Annotated in this window: 15 protein-coding genes and 3 pseudogenes; 5 read left to right on the top strand and 13 right to left on the bottom strand. The window is 36.3% G+C overall.

Annotated elements, in window-relative coordinates; translation table 11 throughout:
* On the top strand, positions 1 to 620 hold a 620-nt coding region (locus ACFQZ1_RS10025; protein WP_377882011.1), incomplete at its 5' end, for an IS6 family transposase.
* 378 nt (positions 621 to 998) lie between these two features.
* Here the strand turns inward: ACFQZ1_RS10025 and ACFQZ1_RS10020 are convergent.
* From ACFQZ1_RS10020 to ACFQZ1_RS09985, 8 genes and pseudogenes are all read right to left on the bottom strand, one after another.
* Positions 999 to 1,226, bottom strand: a complete 228-nt coding sequence (locus tag ACFQZ1_RS10020; RefSeq protein ID WP_377882010.1) for a helix-turn-helix domain-containing protein — start codon at positions 1,224 to 1,226, stop codon at positions 999 to 1,001.
* Positions 1,227 to 1,567: 341 nt separating this feature from the next.
* On the bottom strand, positions 1,568 to 1,828 hold the full coding sequence (locus tag ACFQZ1_RS10015; RefSeq protein WP_377882008.1) for an ATP-binding cassette domain-containing protein: 261 nt from the start codon (positions 1,826 to 1,828) through the stop codon (positions 1,568 to 1,570).
* A pseudogene (locus tag ACFQZ1_RS10010) lies at positions 1,825 to 2,559 on the bottom strand (IS6 family transposase). Before ACFQZ1_RS10010 ends, ACFQZ1_RS10015 begins: the two are co-directional and overlap by 4 nt.
* Before the next feature lie 169 nt (positions 2,560 to 2,728).
* On the bottom strand, positions 2,729 to 3,391 hold the full coding sequence (gene yknW / locus ACFQZ1_RS10005; protein ID WP_377882007.1) for a YknW family membrane protein: 663 nt from the start codon (positions 3,389 to 3,391) through the stop codon (positions 2,729 to 2,731).
* 19 nt (positions 3,392 to 3,410) lie between these two features.
* Positions 3,411 to 4,610, bottom strand: a complete 1,200-nt coding sequence (locus tag ACFQZ1_RS10000) for an ABC transporter permease (protein WP_377882005.1) — start codon at positions 4,608 to 4,610, stop codon at positions 3,411 to 3,413.
* Complete coding sequence (locus tag ACFQZ1_RS09995; protein ID WP_377882003.1) at positions 4,607 to 5,287, bottom strand: ABC transporter ATP-binding protein; 681 nt, start codon at positions 5,285 to 5,287, stop codon at positions 4,607 to 4,609. Before ACFQZ1_RS09995 ends, ACFQZ1_RS10000 begins: the two co-directional genes overlap by 4 nt.
* Positions 5,284 to 6,471, bottom strand: coding sequence for an efflux RND transporter periplasmic adaptor subunit (locus ACFQZ1_RS09990; RefSeq protein ID WP_377882001.1), 1,188 nt, complete (start codon positions 6,469 to 6,471; stop codon positions 5,284 to 5,286). Before ACFQZ1_RS09990 ends, ACFQZ1_RS09995 begins: the two co-directional genes overlap by 4 nt.
* Positions 6,472 to 6,948: 477 nt before the next feature.
* Positions 6,949 to 7,227, bottom strand: a pseudogene (locus tag ACFQZ1_RS09985) (DDE-type integrase/transposase/recombinase); the annotation flags it as partial.
* Between the two features lie 25 nt (positions 7,228 to 7,252).
* Here ACFQZ1_RS09985 and ACFQZ1_RS09980 point away from each other — a divergent pair.
* Positions 7,253 to 7,495: a hypothetical protein gene (locus ACFQZ1_RS09980; protein ID WP_377881999.1), complete on the top strand. Its 243-nt coding sequence runs from the start codon at positions 7,253 to 7,255 to the stop codon at positions 7,493 to 7,495.
* 531 nt (positions 7,496 to 8,026) lie between these two features.
* Positions 8,027 to 9,143, top strand: a protein-coding gene (locus ACFQZ1_RS09975) for an IS3 family transposase (protein ID WP_377881997.1) whose coding sequence is annotated in 2 segments (ribosomal slippage) — positions 8,027 to 8,305 and positions 8,307 to 9,143 — 1,116 coding nt in all. Because the reading frame shifts where the segments join, the coding sequence is not laid out codon by codon here.
* 282 nt (positions 9,144 to 9,425) lie between these two features.
* On the opposite strand, the pseudogene ACFQZ1_RS09970 reads toward ACFQZ1_RS09975, so the two are convergent.
* The 5 genes and pseudogenes from ACFQZ1_RS09970 to ACFQZ1_RS09950 form a co-directional block, all read right to left on the bottom strand.
* A pseudogene (locus tag ACFQZ1_RS09970) lies at positions 9,426 to 9,830 on the bottom strand (IS6 family transposase); the annotation flags it as partial.
* Between the two features lie 171 nt (positions 9,831 to 10,001).
* Entirely contained in the window at positions 10,002 to 10,142 is a 141-nt protein-coding gene (locus tag ACFQZ1_RS09965; protein WP_377881995.1) for a hypothetical protein, read from the bottom strand.
* Positions 10,130 to 11,695 (bottom strand): elicitor-associated permease-like protein, encoded by a 1,566-nt coding sequence (locus ACFQZ1_RS09960; RefSeq protein WP_377881993.1) that lies wholly within the window; start codon positions 11,693 to 11,695, stop codon positions 10,130 to 10,132. Before ACFQZ1_RS09960 ends, ACFQZ1_RS09965 begins: the two co-directional genes overlap by 13 nt.
* A complete protein-coding gene (locus tag ACFQZ1_RS09955; RefSeq protein ID WP_377881991.1) occupies positions 11,692 to 12,429 on the bottom strand; it encodes an ABC transporter ATP-binding protein in 738 nt (245 codons plus the stop codon). Before ACFQZ1_RS09955 ends, ACFQZ1_RS09960 begins: the two co-directional genes overlap by 4 nt.
* A 219-nt stretch (positions 12,430 to 12,648) precedes the next feature.
* Positions 12,649 to 12,882, bottom strand: a complete 234-nt coding sequence (locus ACFQZ1_RS09950) for an AMEP412 family response elicitor (RefSeq protein WP_377881989.1) — start codon at positions 12,880 to 12,882, stop codon at positions 12,649 to 12,651.
* A 1,504-nt stretch (positions 12,883 to 14,386) separates the two neighbouring features.
* On the opposite strand from ACFQZ1_RS09950, the gene ACFQZ1_RS09945 reads away from it, so the two are divergent.
* Both ACFQZ1_RS09945 and ACFQZ1_RS09940 read left to right on the top strand, forming a co-directional pair.
* Positions 14,387 to 14,605 carry a response regulator transcription factor gene (locus ACFQZ1_RS09945; RefSeq protein ID WP_377881987.1) on the top strand — a complete coding sequence of 73 codons (219 nt, stop codon included), beginning with the start codon at positions 14,387 to 14,389 and terminating at the stop codon, positions 14,603 to 14,605.
* A gap of 96 nt (positions 14,606 to 14,701) precedes the next feature.
* Positions 14,702 to 16,120: a hypothetical protein gene (locus tag ACFQZ1_RS09940; RefSeq protein ID WP_377881985.1), complete on the top strand. Its 1,419-nt coding sequence runs from the start codon at positions 14,702 to 14,704 to the stop codon at positions 16,118 to 16,120.
* Positions 16,121 to 16,341: the final 221 nt, after the last annotated feature.

Below are 16,341 nucleotides of genomic sequence, written 5' to 3'. Positions count from 1 at the left end.
GCTTTCGTAACCTTGTGGAAATGATGGAGGAACGAGGATTATCGATGGCTCATACGACCATTATGCGTTGGGTTCATCAGTATAGTCCTGAATTAGACAAGCGATTTCGTCGTCATCTAAAACGTACAAATGATTCATGGAGAGTGGATGAAACGTATATCAAAGTAAAAGGTCAATGGATGTATTTATATCGCGCAGTCGATTCTAAAGGGAATACCATTGATTTTTATCTAAGTGAATCAAGGGATAAACAAGCAGCCAAGCGCTTTTTTAAGAAAGCCTTGGCTGCTTCTCATATTTGTAAACCTCGCGTGATAACAGTAGACAAGAATCCAGCCTATCCCGTAGCGATTCAAGAGTTAAAAGAAGAGAAACGTATGCCTGAAGGCATACAAATAAGGCAAGTTAAATATCTCAATAATATCGTGGAACAGGATCACCGTTTCATTAAGAAACGTGTGTGTTCTATGTTAGGATTCAAGTCGTATAAAACAGCCACTTCTATATTGAGTGGTGTTGAAGCCATGCATATGCTGAAAAAAGGACAACTTTACCCACAGGTGAAGTCTGCCCAAAATGAAGTTAGATTCATACATAAATTGTTTGGAATTGCATCATAAACTGTCATTGAACAGTCCATATAGGTTCTATGTCTCTATCAAATGTTTTTTGCACCAGAACCCAAAATTTTGATACGTTTAGTACGTGGGGTTTCGTCCCCACACGACGAGCCAGCACTCCAAACAAAAAGCAAGGAAATCCCTAAGTCCACCTAATTTATTTTTTATTATCAATATGGTATGTGAAATTTCATGTTTATTCTTATGAAAAAACAAACTATATACAAATTTAACTACAATTACTTATAACGCTTCATTTTCTTTTTTTATAAGCACTTAGTCAAATTGAATCTAATTGTATTAGCTCATGCCCTATCTCGTCCTATAAACGAATCTGGACAGCCATCTTTTCCTAAACACAAATTTTGAGTAATTATTTTATTCAATTTTAGGTTTTGGCTCTCCAAACCACTTAAACATTGCTTTTCTTGTGATAATCCATTCTTTCCTTGTGCCATTGGGAGGTAGAAAGAATTTAAGTAATCCCTCATCAATCATTTGTTGTAACTCCTTTTTCTGTTCTTCATTTAACATAGATGGGCTATATTTATTTTTTAATGTATCCCTTTTAATTCCCCATTTGTATGCCGCTTCAGCGGATATCATATAATTTTTAATTCTCCCTTATGCCTTATTAAAACAAAGGGAATAGCTAAGATTCCCCTTGTTTTTGACTTATTAGGCCTCACCATATCATTCCGGGAATTCTGTACGTTTAGACATATTTTTGTCACAATTAACCCCTTTTGCTGTACGTTAAGAGATATTTGTTCAGAAAATCTTATGTTTATGAACAGAGAGAAAAACTCAATAATATTAACGTTTTCTATTTTTAACTGTGTTCATAAAGCGTGTAAACAAATCAATGTTCAATTAAACTTAGGTTTTTATCTTTCTGAACATGTATTCATCTAAAAAAATGCTGTAATGATAAGGTTTTGTAGTCCTTAGCGTACAATTTTCCCAGAATGATATAGTGACCTCTTATAATGAAGTGAATTCATCGAGGCGGAGCAGTCCACAATTCTCACTTCTCCGTTATCTGCTGTCGTGAGCCCAGAAATAATGCGAAGTAGGGCAGTTTTTCCGGCACCATTTGGGCCTAAAATTCCGTATACCTCCCCTGGATTCACAGATAGAGAAACTTCTTTTAATACTTTGTGCTCACGAAATGACTTCTTGATTCCATTTAAAACTAAAAGACTCAACGGATTCCCTCCCAATGTTTGGTTCCTTTTCTTCTGATAAGTGTAACGGTTATACCTATCAAAATGATTCCAATGATGATATACCACACAATTAAATTGCTCAACATGTCTGAAATTGAGATATATTTCAAGTGATATAAGGCAAACAATCCCGCGAATCCTTGCAGTAATAATATAAAATAAATCCCTGACAAAATGAAGCGATGATCTTGTTCTACGATGTTATTAAAATATTTTATTTTTCTTATTTGGATGCCTAAAGGCATCTTTTTCTCCTTCTTCCGTTCTTCAATCGCCACAGGATAGGCGAGATTCTTATCAACGGTTATCACACGAGGTATTGAAACATGAAAAGACCGCAAGGCTTTCTTAAAGAATCGCTTTGCAGCCTTGTGGTCTCTTGTTTTACTTAGATAAAAATCAATGGTATTTCCTTCTGAATCAACTGCACGATACAGATACATTCACTGTCCTTTGACTTTGATATAGGTCTCATCCACTCGCCAAGAATCGTTGGTTTTCTTAAGATGACGACGAACTCTCTTGTCCAGCTCAGGACTATATTGATGAACCCAACGCATGATGGTTGTGTGAGCAATAGAGAAGCCTCGTTCTTCCATCATTTCCACCAAATCACGAAAACTGAGATTGTACCGTAGATACCATCTTACCGTTAATAAAATAATGTCAGACTGATAATGTTTCCATTTAAACAAATTTTGCTTTTCCATACTGATCGTGCCCCTTTTTTAGAGGAATAGTATCAGTATGTCCAAGTTTTAGAGAGTACTTGCAATTGTCCTGAAGTTTTTGCACCAGAACCCTAAAATTTGGGATTTCAGTATGCAAACTTCAATTAGAAAAACCTGACTTTCCGAAGAAAGCCAGGTTAAGGAAGTTTTACATCCCTGGTTGTGGTACAAAACCGCTCAAGGAGCTGAATCCAATACCAATCAAGAATATGATAACAACAAGAGTGATCGCTTTGTTCTTGCTTAACCCTGCCACAATATGCAAGCCTAATGCCAGCACAACGTAGTACCAAATTTTAAAGATATCGAAGCTTTGAGCAATAGCATGTAGTGTAGGATTATTTGCCATCAATGGAGCCAAACTCGTGTATGTGGGTTCGTATCCACCAAGAGCGAGTGCAATTAGAGCATTAACGAGCATACCGAGAGACGAGATAATGCTAGAGTAAATAACGATAACCAATAACTTCTTGTAAGGAGTATCGTTTCCCATAAATACCATACAGATTCTGTAGAAGGCAGCTGTAAGGAAGAACATAATCGCTCCTCCAAACAATCCTCCTACTGCACCCATTCCCACTGTGAAAGCAATGGGAATCTTAATATCCGCACTTTTCAAGATGGGATCGTTTGAACCCACATACGAACCAAGCGCTCCTGTAACGGTCATTAGCAAAAGCATGAGAACAAGTGGCATCCCAATTGGTGCCTTTTCTTTCATCTTCTCAAACTGAACAGTTGGAGACGCAATGATGCCAAATAAAGATGGCTTTTTTATTTGTGTTTTTTCCAATGCTAGATTCGTTTCCATATTTACACACTCTCCTTTTTTATTCATAACGCAAGGCATCAATTGGATCGAGCTTTGCGGCTTTGTTAGCCGGTATTAAACCAAAAATAATACCAAGCGTCATCGAGAACAATACTCCGCCAATCATGACTTGACCGGATACGAGCGGTGGCCATTTCGCATAGGAAGATACAATATAAGCTCCTCCTATGCCGAGACCAATGCCAATCATCCCGCCTAGAAGCGTAAGCATCATCGCTTCAATCAGGAATTGCAGTAAAATCTTTCCTCTTGTTGCACCTAGAGCTTTTCGAACGCCAATTTCTCTCGTGCGTTCTGTTACGGATACAAGCATGATGTTCATCACACCAATACCGCCCACAAGTAAGGAAATACTCGCAATCCCGCCGATGATCATCGTCATGATACTTGTTACCTTAGAAATACTCTTCTGGATTTCTTCGAGGTTAAAAACTTCGTACTTTCCTTTCAAATCTGGAGACTTTGTATCATTGAGCAAGTTAACTGCCTTCTTGCCGGCAAGCTCAAGTTTGCTTACATCCTTTGCCTGAAGCGTAACGGATTGGACATCGTCTGTTCCAAATAAAACGGGCCAGAAGGATAATGGCATCAGTACCTCTGGCATACCGAACCCCAACATATCGTCCTGTGCTTTGTACACCCCAATCACTTGAAACGGCTGCCCTTTAATTTCAAGAATTTGCCCGACAGCTTTACTGTCTTTGAAGAAGTCTTGGGCTGCCTTCTCATTGACCATAATTACATTGTTAGATTGAGAAAAATCACCCTCATTTAACTTTCTTCCGTCTGCTACTTTCACGGAATTCACCGCAAAGTAGTCATTCGTAATGCCATAGATTTGTGTTCCGATATTCTTCTCGTTCATAGATAAGGTTTCCATTGCACTGTTTGTCGTGATGACATGAGCGATTTCAGGAATAGTCTTAAGCCTGAGCAAGTTTTCTTGTGTAAATGTCGGGACCTGAGTGGACTGCATCGCAAATAGGTCTTTATCATCTGACTTGAAGTTGATTTGGAGGGTATTATTTCCTGCACCGGCAAACTGAGATTTCAACGCCGCTTCCCCGCCTTGTCCGATGGCTACTACCGTAATAATAGAGCCGACTCCAATAATAATCCCTAGCATAGTAAGAGCGGAGCGGAGCTTATGAGCAAGAATCGAAGAAAGAGCGATTTTAATGCTATCCAATAAACTCATGCGTATGCACTCCTATCCTGCGTAATTTGACCGTCCCTGAGAAGAATGCGGCGTGACGTATAAGCTGCCACCTCATCTTCGTGCGTAACCATAATGACCGTTGTACCTTCTTTATTCAACTGTGTAAAAATATTCATGACTTGTTCCCCTGACTTTGAGTCGAGGGCACCTGTCGGTTCATCCGCTAAAATAAATGTCGGATTATTGGCGATGGAACGCGCGATGGCAACACGTTGCTTCTGCCCACCAGAAAGCTGATTCGGCAAATGGCCAACACGGTCTGCCAATCCAACCTTTGCTAATGCCTCCAATGCTCGCTCCCGCCGTTCTTTTTTACGAATGCCACCGTATACGAGGGGCAGTTCCACATTTTCGACCGCCGTTAATCTTGGCAGCAAGTGGAAATGCTGAAATACAAAGCCTATGTATTCATTGCGAATTAGCGCGAGATGCGTTTCATCCGATTGCAATACATTTACATCATTCAATATGTACCCTCCATTTGTTGGTCGATCCAAACAACCGATGATGTTCATCAATGTCGACTTTCCCGAACCGGACGGCCCCATGATAGAAATGAATTCACCATCTTCAATCTCAATGTTGATATCATGAAGCACCGGCACTTCAAGTATCCCTTGTTTGTATGTCTTGTAGATGCGCTTTAAACTGATCATTTCACCTTCACTTCCATTCCGTCATGAACGGTCGAGGAAGGATTTCCAACTACCTTTTCCCCTACTTTCAAGCCTTCAAGCACTTCAATCCACTCGCCGTCGCTCATTCCTGTTGTCACCTTTTGCTTGCGAAGTTTCTTATCATTCACTACATATACAAATGGCGAATCTCCTTTTTCCACGATACTGCTGCGTGGTACTGCAAGCATTTTCTTAGAAGTTAACTCCACTTGTATAGCTACATGGTAACCCGGAGATAATCCGTCTTGGGAATCAAGTGACGCTTTGAAATTATAGTATGAAATATTTTGCGCTGTTTGCCCTGATGTTCCGGCTGCACTTTGACCGATCTCATCGGATGTTGGATATTGGCTTACTTCGATGATCTTTCCTTTCCATGTTTTGTTCGAAACCGCTTTAGAGGTAACGGTGATGGACTGATTCGGTTGAATTTGTGCCTTTTGCAATTCTGTTAATGTTCCTTGAACTTGGAACGGATCTTTAGAAGCAATTTGAATGATTGGCTTTCCTTGTACCCCTGCTGTTTGGGAGGAACTTTGCCCCACATCCTTATCTACCTTCTGTACGATTCCTGCCGTACTGCTGTATACGATTAAATCATCCTGTTTTCTCTGTAATTCTTCTGCCTGCAGCTTGTTTTTCTCCATTGTCAATTCTGCTGTTTTCTGCTGGAGCTGTGCTTCTTGCAGCTGTGCTTCTAACGGATCTGTTGTCTCTTTATCTGCCCCGGCATTCTTTGCCTTTTGAATCCCTTTCTTTAAAGAATCGACTTTGTCGTTTCCTTGGTCATATTGCATCTTGGTTGTCTTTTTCTCGATTTCCAGCTGCTTGATCTGAATGGAAAGCTCGGGATTATCATAAGAAAAGAGCTTCTGTCCCTTCTCGATTTCTTGCCCTTCCTTCACAAAAAGCTCCTTCACTTTCCCTCTCGTTGAATCTGCGTATAACATTTCCATATTGCCGGGTACTACACGGCCAGAAATTAACTTTGTGTTGTTTATTTCCTTCTCTGTTACACTTACAAACTTCAAATCTTCTGTCCCGCTCTTCTTCTTGCTTTGCATGACCGCTACATTAACAGCAGCAATTATGACTATAAAAGCGATAATGCCAATTATAATCCATTTCTTCTTCTTCGGAGTACGTATCTGTTCTACTTGCATAGCATTGCCCTCTCTTTTTTGGAAAAATTTACATCTGTATACTGTTATTATATAAATTTTCCCATTTACAAACAACCTAATCCATGAAATTTTATGGTCTGGCATACAAGTTTCAAGACAAGGTTCTGGTGCAAACATTTTTAGTTCCCGTGCAAAATTTTCAAAAAACCTGCAAGTAATCCCTAAATCTTGGGCATACTGATACTACTCTTAAAAAGGTGTGTGATCAGTATGCCAAAGTTTAAGAGATTTTTCGTACCAGAACATTGCTTATGCAGCGTTCTCTTTTTTATGAGAAAATCTATTTCCCTATAATTAATTTCCCTTATTTAACTGAAAATTCTAGAAATTAATAAATTACATAATGAAAAATCTGGTCCTGGTGCAAATACTTGGGGAGTATCTAAAGAGACGAAACGTTTCCTAGCGGAATCCATTTTATGCTGGAATACCGAATAATTGATGAATGAGGTTCCCTTAATTTTGGACAGACTTCTCCCCTTGAGAGGTTTGTCCCTTTTTCATCATGTACATGGCTTCAATCCCAGCAAGAATCCATTTGGCGGTCCGAAAGGACTTTAAACTTAACATGGTACGTATGCGTTTCTTGATAAAGCGGTGATCTTGTTCCACAATGTTATTTAGATACCGAATTTTCCTCAACTTCACGTCTACTGGTATGCCTTTTTCATCATGTAATGTTTTGATAGCTACAGGATATGCTGGATTCTTATCGACTGTACTCACTCGAGGTGTTGCAGAATGACAGGGGGAGAATGACATGTTGAATAATCTGAATTGGTTGATTATGGTAAGTTTTGGTGTTTCTGCTACAACAGCTGGAACTATTGTAACTATTATTGTTAGAGCCGGAGCTACTGGAATGAGCATGAGCAGAATGATTGCTCTTATTGCAGTAACTGGAGTGGGTGCAATCGTTGTAGGTGGAATTTCAGCAGTTGGTTTCTGGTGGTTGTCAAATTATATCAAGAGTAATGGGGAAGCTGCCCTAATTCAATGGTAATATAATAATGATGAAAAGTAAAAGCAGCTATTTTGATAGTTGCTTTTACTTTTTTTGATAAGGAGATTTGGAGTGGTCATCAAAAGCAGATTTAATTTGTATAAATTGGAATGGAAAGCTTTTTGGCGAGAATATAAGGGTATCGGTAGAATTAATCTGTTTTTATACAATATTTTTTGTCTTGTGTTATATTTCATGGTGTACATAACTACTGTCTTTGATGTTCAGACACATATTATTTTAAATTGCTATCTATTACTTTTTATCTTAAGTTTCATTGGTCGAAGAACTGATAACAAAGCCCAAACTCTTTATAGTGAAAAAACTAGAAGTCTATACACCACACCGATGCTACCCAAACAAATCGTTGGTCTAAAATCATTTAAGTTTACCTGCGCTTTTATAGTAGATTGCTTTGTAATGTTTACGTCGTTCGTTACTTGTTTGTTACTATTGGGATTACAATTGAAAGATGTAATATAATGGACCCAAGAATCTAGACACGAAATAAGGAGATGTTAAAGTAGATTTATGAAAACAAGAAAAAGTTATACATCCGAATTTAAATCTCAAATCGTGCTAGAAATCTTGCGGGAGGAAAAGACGTTAAACGAAATTGCCTCTACGCACGGGATCCATGTAAACCAACTTCGGCAGTGGAAGAAAGCAGCCGTCGAACAGATGCCCCAACTGTTTTCCAACGACAATAAAAAGCTGGAACAGTTGAAGTCGCAGTATGAAGAACAGATCGAGAGTTTATACGCCGAAGTCGGCAAACTCACCACGCAATTGTCGTGGCTTAAAAAAAAATCTGGCATCAAGGACTAGGGAAGAACGGCTAGCCATGATTGAGTGGGAACACGCTGAACTTCCTCTGAAGACACAGGCTGAGCTGTTGAGTCTCAATCGCTCTAGCTTGTATTATAAGCCCGTAGGACCCTCACTAGAAGAAGTCGCATTGAAACACAAGATTGACGAGGTCTACACAAAATACCCGTTTTACGGATCTAGGCGTATCGCAATCCATTTACAGTCGCAAGGCATCATCGTAAACCGAAAGGCTGTACAACGACATATGAGAGAGATGGGGATTGCCGACATCGCACCCGGACCTAATCTAAGCAGACGAAATCATCAGCACCGGATTTATCCGTATCTCTTGCGCCATCTTACCATTGACCGCCCTAACCATGTCTGGGGTATTGATATTACGTATATTCGCTTACAACGAGGCTGGTTGTACCTAGTCGCCATTATTGATTGGTATTCTCGCTATGTTGTGAGCTGGGAGTTGGATCAGTCTCTTGAAATGGATTTTGTGTTGGCGGCCCTCAAGAAAGCCTTGCATCACTATCAACCCGTTATTATGAATAGTGATCAAGGAAGCCACTTCACAAGCCCTCAGTACACGGATGTGCTGAAAGACAAGGGTGTTCAAATTAGTATGGATGGCAAAGGGCGTGCCTTGGACAACATTATCACGGAGCGTCTCTGGCGTACCGTCAAGTATGAAGAGGTGTACCTGAAGGACTATGGAAGTCCTAAGGAAGCTCGAAAAGAGCTGACGAACTATCTGGCGTTCTACAACCATGAGCGTCCACACCAAGCTTTAAACTATCAAACGCCTGCTTCTTTCTTCCTCATGTAGAGAAGTGTAAGACTCTCTTTGTCAATCTTTCTTACGGACTAACCTCTCTCGTAATTTAGCCGTCTCTTGACAGGCTAGTCCCTAAGAAAGACAATACACTATAAGAACTGAAACTGGTGGGAACTCCCCCCTATGCCAAAATCACTTTTCCTCTGGCGGCTATTCAGTAGAACTCCCTCGTTCTACATTACCTTAATTTCTTAAAAATCGTGTCTTGACGATGGGGTCCACTTTAGAGCGTCTTGGCACTTACTCAGATTGGACTTTCACCAATTAGCAATTAACGGCTTGCTGGGCACACACATGAAAAGACCGCAAAGCTTTCTTGAAGAAACACTTTGCAGCCTTTTGGTCTCTTGTTTTGCTTAGGTAAAAGTCAATGGTGTTTCCTTCGGAATCCACTGCACGATATAGATACATCCATTGCCCTTTTACTTTGATATACGTTTCATCTACTCTCCATGAATCATTTGTACGTTTTAGATGATGACGAAGTCGCTTGTCTAATTCAGGACTATACTGATGAACCCAACGCATAATGGTCGTGTGAGCCATCGATAATCCTCGTTCCTCCATCATTTCCACAAGATTACGAAAGCTCAAGTTGTACCGTAGATACCATCTGACAGTAAGAAGAATAATATCGGGTTGATAATGTTTCCATTTGAATAAATTTTGATTTTCCATACTGATCATGCTCCTTTTTTAGAGTAGTAGTATCAGTATGTCCAAGATTTAGAGATTACTTGCATTATCTTGAAGTTTTTGCACCAGAACCGAAAAATCTATGTAACTGTCTTTCATTCGTTGTAATTCTTGCACCAGAGCCTTTCAATCCTGAGTGCGAATGGTGGATCTCTATTTGAAATAAGCTACAATAGATTCTAGCAAACCTGTAAATTTGAGTATAAGATATAAAATGCAAAAGCAAGTAAATCCTACACCTATTTTTTCAAATATTGTTTTTTCTTTCTTCTCTTTTCGACTTATATTTGCCATGATTTATCCTCCTTTTTATCTATAGTTATTCTAGTACTCCTATAAAGCATACTAATAACAATCGCCAATATGATTAGTAGTACAAAACTTGCATGGATAGATAAATAGTTATGATCTATTATCTGCCTTAAACATTCATACAAGATAGAGAAAAATATCAACAAAGGAATATTCCATATGAAAAAGTAGTAGATAATGATAGATGATAAAGATCCATTATATCTATATCCACATAAATCTTTGTTACTCTTTTGGATAACACGTGCCATCATTACTTTTGAAGATATATAGGTTATTAGCAACAACTGACTAATACCAAAAATTAAATATTCCCATCTAACCGACTCTGCTATACATATTATAACAATATAGATACCTGCGATTAAACTTGAGAGGAGATATAAGAGATTACGTCTGCTTTTAAATAATCGCTCCATTCTAAACGGTATTGAAAACAATAAATCCTTATTTTCAAGATCATCTGATTGAAGGATACTCAAGGTAATTGTAGTAATGAACAGTGTAAAAACATTAATGAAAATAGGAAATAATATACCTGATGAGACGAAATGGGATTTAGTTTCAATCACACTAGTAAATAGTATAGGTGTTAGGTATGCTGAGAATAATTTTGGCGATCTACTAAGATATAGAACATCTTTTTTTAAGAAAAAATCTTTTATGTGCTTGTTTACGAATACAGAAAATTTGGTTGCATAAAATGATTTTTTTATATCTCTAGACGAAACAGATAATAATCCCTTTTTATAACAATAACTAGTCAGAAAATATGCCAAAAGTAATGAAATCATGGTATTAGCACTTAAAGTTATAGTAAATATTCCTACATCCATAGTGTCTATATGATTTACTAATAAGTACTCTGGATACTTAAATATGATATAAAACATATCTTTAATAGTATTATTTTGCACTAAAAATAATGATTTATAATTCTTTAAAAAAACTATGATTACTATAACTCCAACGGAAGCAATAGTCATTAAGGAATAGGCTACTGTTTTTAATCCTTTTCCTTTAGAAATTATGTAAGCGATGGCAAATACTATATGTGCAGCAGAACTAGAAAAAATTGATACACAAATAGCTTGGGGGATTGTGATTAAAGCAATTCCTAAGCTTATATTTCCAGCAAAGTAATTAGCCATAACAAATGGAATCAAGAAAAGTACATTTATAATTAATACTTCAAGCGCTACGACAAAAAATCTTGAAAGAATGATTTGAGAACTTTTAATGGGTACAATGAGTAATATTTCGCGTTCTAATGAAAGAAAATATTCCTTGTAATACTTTTTTATGGCGGATGATAACGAAATAATAAAAACAAAAGCATACAAACCAAAAGTGTATTTATTCATATTATGCTGGGTATGTTGGGAGAACAAATTAATAATAAAGTACAGAATCGCCGTTGAAATGACAGGGAAAATAAAAAAAGCAGCCCTTTCAGCATAGACTTCTGCGCTGGACCGTTTTTCACTATGCCTTGTAAGCTTGTATTTGAACATTAAGTATTTAACGAAGTTCATATCATTTCTTCCCGTCCTTCTACAACAGATACTAAATAATTTTCAACGCTGGTAAGCATTTCGCGAATATCATTTACCGCAATGTTTTTTCTAACAATTTTGCCTTTATTAATAATAGATACAGTATCCGCAATTTCTTCTATAATATCTAAAGAATGAGATGACAGAAAAACAGTCCCCCCATTATCAGTATACTCATTTAGCATTGTTTTAAATTGCTTAATACTTAGTGGATCAAGACCTAAAGTGGGTTCATCATATACTAAAAGTTTTGGATTGTGGAGGATAGACGATATAATAGCAACCTTTTGTTTATTTCCTCTTGATAGAGTTTTAATCAATGCATTTTTATAATCTTCCATTTCATAATGTTTAAGATATTTATTAATCGTTGACGTAATTTCTTCATTATTATCCATATTATAAAGATATGCTATAAAATTTAAATGTTCAAAAACCGTAAGCTTTTCAAAAACAGCTGGATAGTCTGGGCAATACCCGACATACCTTTTGTATGTAGGATCTTTGTAGTCCACTTTTTGATTTGAAAAATAAACCTCCCCTTGATCTGGTAATTCAATGCCCATAATAATCTTAATAGTTGTTGATTTTCCAGCGCCATTTCTGCCTAAATAACCACAAATAGTCCCTCTCTGTATACGAAATGAATCTATACTAAGAGCACATTTCCCATCGTAATTTTTTTTTACGTTTTCGATACATAAAATATCCAAAATAACAAATCTCCTTTGACACTTTTGGTTTAGAATCTCGATAACATTTCTTGGTAATTTTAACATTAAATAGATTACCCATCAAGTGATGAAAATTCATCTCTTGATGGGTAATTTACTTGCTGAATATCCAAAATAATTAATATCATTCTATTTAAGGAATATGTAGAACAAACTATAACCCAAGAATTATCTTAATAATTTTAGATATAAGACAAATTATAATCCAAGAATTTGTCTAATGATGTCATATACGGAATAACCGTTTAAGAACCAAGTAACGATTTTTCCTGGGTTATTCTTGATGAATGCCAAGATTGTGTTAATTTGACTTAAAGAGTACTTTGCTGCTGCTGTTGCAAATTCAGCTGCCCATGCTAAGAATTGTGGAACTTTGTACCAAGGTACTTTAGATACAATTGCTTTTAATGCGTTTAAAATAGCTGTAAACATGTTCTTACCTCCAAGGGAATTTTTACCAAAGGCCTCTGGCTACATTTATACTAATATGGGAGATATTGTATGTCAATAAGTTCGGAATATTATTGCGATTATCCGAAAACTTCAAATGATGAAATATAGACAGTATTAACTTCTTTCTTATTTTTTAGGAAGTCCGGACAGCTCGTTTAAGGCAGAACAGAGCCTTCACATATTACGTGTAGAAATATAAATTAAAGACAAATCTTTTCTTCTAAGTACTATATATAACTTATGTATCGTCCGATGTATAATGAGTCCAGCATATTGTGTTTTTTTGGAAAATTTTATAAAATCACATAATGAATGTATATGGCTCATTGGACTTTTCAATATATGGTGATCTGTGTAGTGGATTCACGGTACAATGTAATCGCAATAGTATGAACTTGTGTAGTTACACACATATTCGTCGAATTTATAAGTCAGTTATATAGCTATATAAGTTGAATTTAATTTTTGCAATTTCTAATCTTATACCTGAATGAGCCTTCGACATATCTATTATTGGACGCCATATATGAGGAGACTTTATGATGAAATCAATTTGATGGAAAATCTTTTGTTCAACTTATATAGTTAAATATACATGGAAGGAGGATAAAGGAGTGCTTTTGTTCTTTTCTGATACTAGAATGTGCAAGCCACTTGATGGTACCTATGAGCTTTTCACAGACATAAGTAAATGACACTTAGTGAATGTGCGTGTTATACCGTTAATATCCATACAATCAAGGCTGTTCTAATCTATAGGATTCTTTGAGTTTGATAAACATACTCTCAATAGAGGAATGTGACTTATAAAAGAAATATTTGAATTACTTTTTTGAACATGGTCATGGCTTTAGGAAGAGGTGAGTACGATCTATGCTTGGAGTTCAACCTTTCCAAGCTGTCGTAAGGATTCTTGCTGGTGTGAAAGCCATACAGATGGTAAAAAAGACAGACTCTCCAAGGGAGGGAACTTGTCCAACATCAAGTTAAATTTATCCACTAATTCTTGTGTTTTACTCTAGAAAACAAAATTCTATTAGAAATTTTTCATGCTTTTTGTATTGCTCAATATATTTGCACGAGACCCAGAAATCACGCATTTTATTTTTGGAATTTTGCACTGAAGTTACATAAACAAGACAGGATATGTTAAAAAAGGGATAAAATAATACTTTTATTGGAGTAACAGGACTTTTTGGGCTACATAGTACGTTAAGCTATTTTTATTATTTTGAAATATGTATTTAATACACTGTTAGATCTTATCACAATATTATTTTCTTAATGTTTCGATAAATCATAGTTTATTGACATTAAGTTTTAGCGTACAGAAATCCCGTATTTTTCTTATATTCATTTATTAACATGCAGATTATCCTAAAAAGTACAGTGACTCCTTAGTGAACCAATTATGCCACATCACATACATTATTAGGAATTTATAGTGAAATTCGGTAATTATTCCACTTAGGGAGGTTGAGTTTTGGAAAATCATTTTACTATATTATCTGATACAGAGAGTAAAATTGTTCAAATGATTGCAATGGAAATGTCTAATAAGGAAATAGCAATAGAATTAAATTATTCTCAACGTATGATAGAGTACTACATATCTCAAATTTTTAAAAAATGGAATGTTCATACTAGGGTCGGAATTGTTGCAAAAGCCTATCAAACGAAAGTATTAACCATACATATATAAAATCCTTGGTTCTGATGCAAATATGGTGTTATATATAAATGAATAACTTTTTCGCCCTCTCATGCCTAAGTTCTTTTAACAAGGAAGGTGATTTTCATGGAATATACCTCCATGTTAGTACGGCAAGTAATTGATAGAATTACGCGAACAAATATCCTTCCTGTCTATGAAAAGTATGTTAATAAGGACCTCGAAGAAATCATTCTTGCAATATATGAAGAAAAGTACTACGGTAAAACATTTAAAGAAGCATTACGAATTCTAAAAAGAGACTCCTTAAATCGTACGAAGCGTAGATGGGTAAATAGTACTATTAAAAATTATGAAGTAAAAAAAAATCAAAAAGAATTAAATGGTGAATATCAACTTCTTGTTTCATACTATGAAAAATTTGGAAGTACAGCATTCCAAGAACAGTTCCAAGGTTTTTCAACTCCCAAAGAAGTAATTACAACTCGGATAGAGGAGCTAATACGTTGGACTGAGGATGAAGAAAAATCCCTCTGCGATTACCGGTATATTCATGAGAAAACTCCTCTGCAGATTGAAACAGCTCTTATAGTAGATATTGGGATTTTTATTGGAATGTCTTTAACGGATGAAACGATTAGTGCGCCTGACGAACTCATTATTGAGAGTCCTTTCTCCACAATTGTTCACCCTTTTTTCGGAAATACTAGAGGCAAAGTAAAACTTGAACAGCCCATTATGCAAGATGAGGGGAAAGAATATTTTTTAAATACATATGACTCTGGAGACGGAACGAATTATCAATTCCTGATTGCGAAAGAGTACGCAGACGTAAATAAAAATAGAGTAAACGATTTGGATCGTCTAGATTATAAAATTTTTCTTGAGGTTATGAGTAAAAGAGACGAACGCTTTGCATCACGTAAAATTATTGAGGTAAAGGTTGGAGATATTGTAGATAATCTCTATAAAACGGATGGTTCAAAAAACTACAAGATTGTGGAAGAACGTATAAATAAAATGCAATATTTCCGTATGACCAGAAAACAAGAAGATGTTATCACAAGTTATGGTATCTTTGACTTTGTACGTATTTACACCCAGCCAAGTGGTACGAGAGTTGCGGAGATCCATGTCAATGAAGTCATTTATCATGACTATATTCAGAAACAAACTGTTCGGATTTATAAAAATAAGGTTGAAAAGTTACATTTAGATTCTTCTTTTCACCTATTATTTGCTCTGCAGAAGGAAAGATTGTACTGTTATGAGTCCAAAACTTCTTACGAGATACGATTAAACTACTTATACTTTGCTACAAAAGTACGTTTCAAAAAAAGGCGTAAGGTTGAGAACCTAAAGGAAATAGAAGAAGCGCTTGATGAATTGGTTCAGCAAAAAATTGCTGTCCAATCATATAGACGAAGCGGAGAAGTATTTTGGATTAAATTTATTCCAGTAGAAGAAAATGAAGTGCGTAACTTACTAGAAGGTCACTATGAGTATTTACCAATCGAGTATTCGCAGCATAGTAAATTAAATTAACAACACTGCCTTCCCTGCGCTCTGAGCAGGGTTTTCTTTTTATTATCTTTTACATTTTTTATTTACATCATTTCTCCTTACTCAAATATAAAAGTGCACTATTTCTCCGTACTAATGTGTATTTTTGCACCACTTTTCCGTACTAATGTGTAAAAATAACTCTTTATCCTAAAAAGATAAAATTTTATCCTCATGCAATTATGAACTTTTTGTGAACAAAA

The organism is Bacillus sp. CGMCC 1.60114 (assembly GCF_042676365.1).
In the GTDB taxonomy this organism is placed as follows: domain Bacteria; phylum Bacillota; class Bacilli; order Bacillales; family Bacillaceae_G; genus Bacillus_A; species Bacillus_A rhizoplanae_A.
This window is presented reverse-complemented; position numbering and strand designations above follow the sequence as displayed.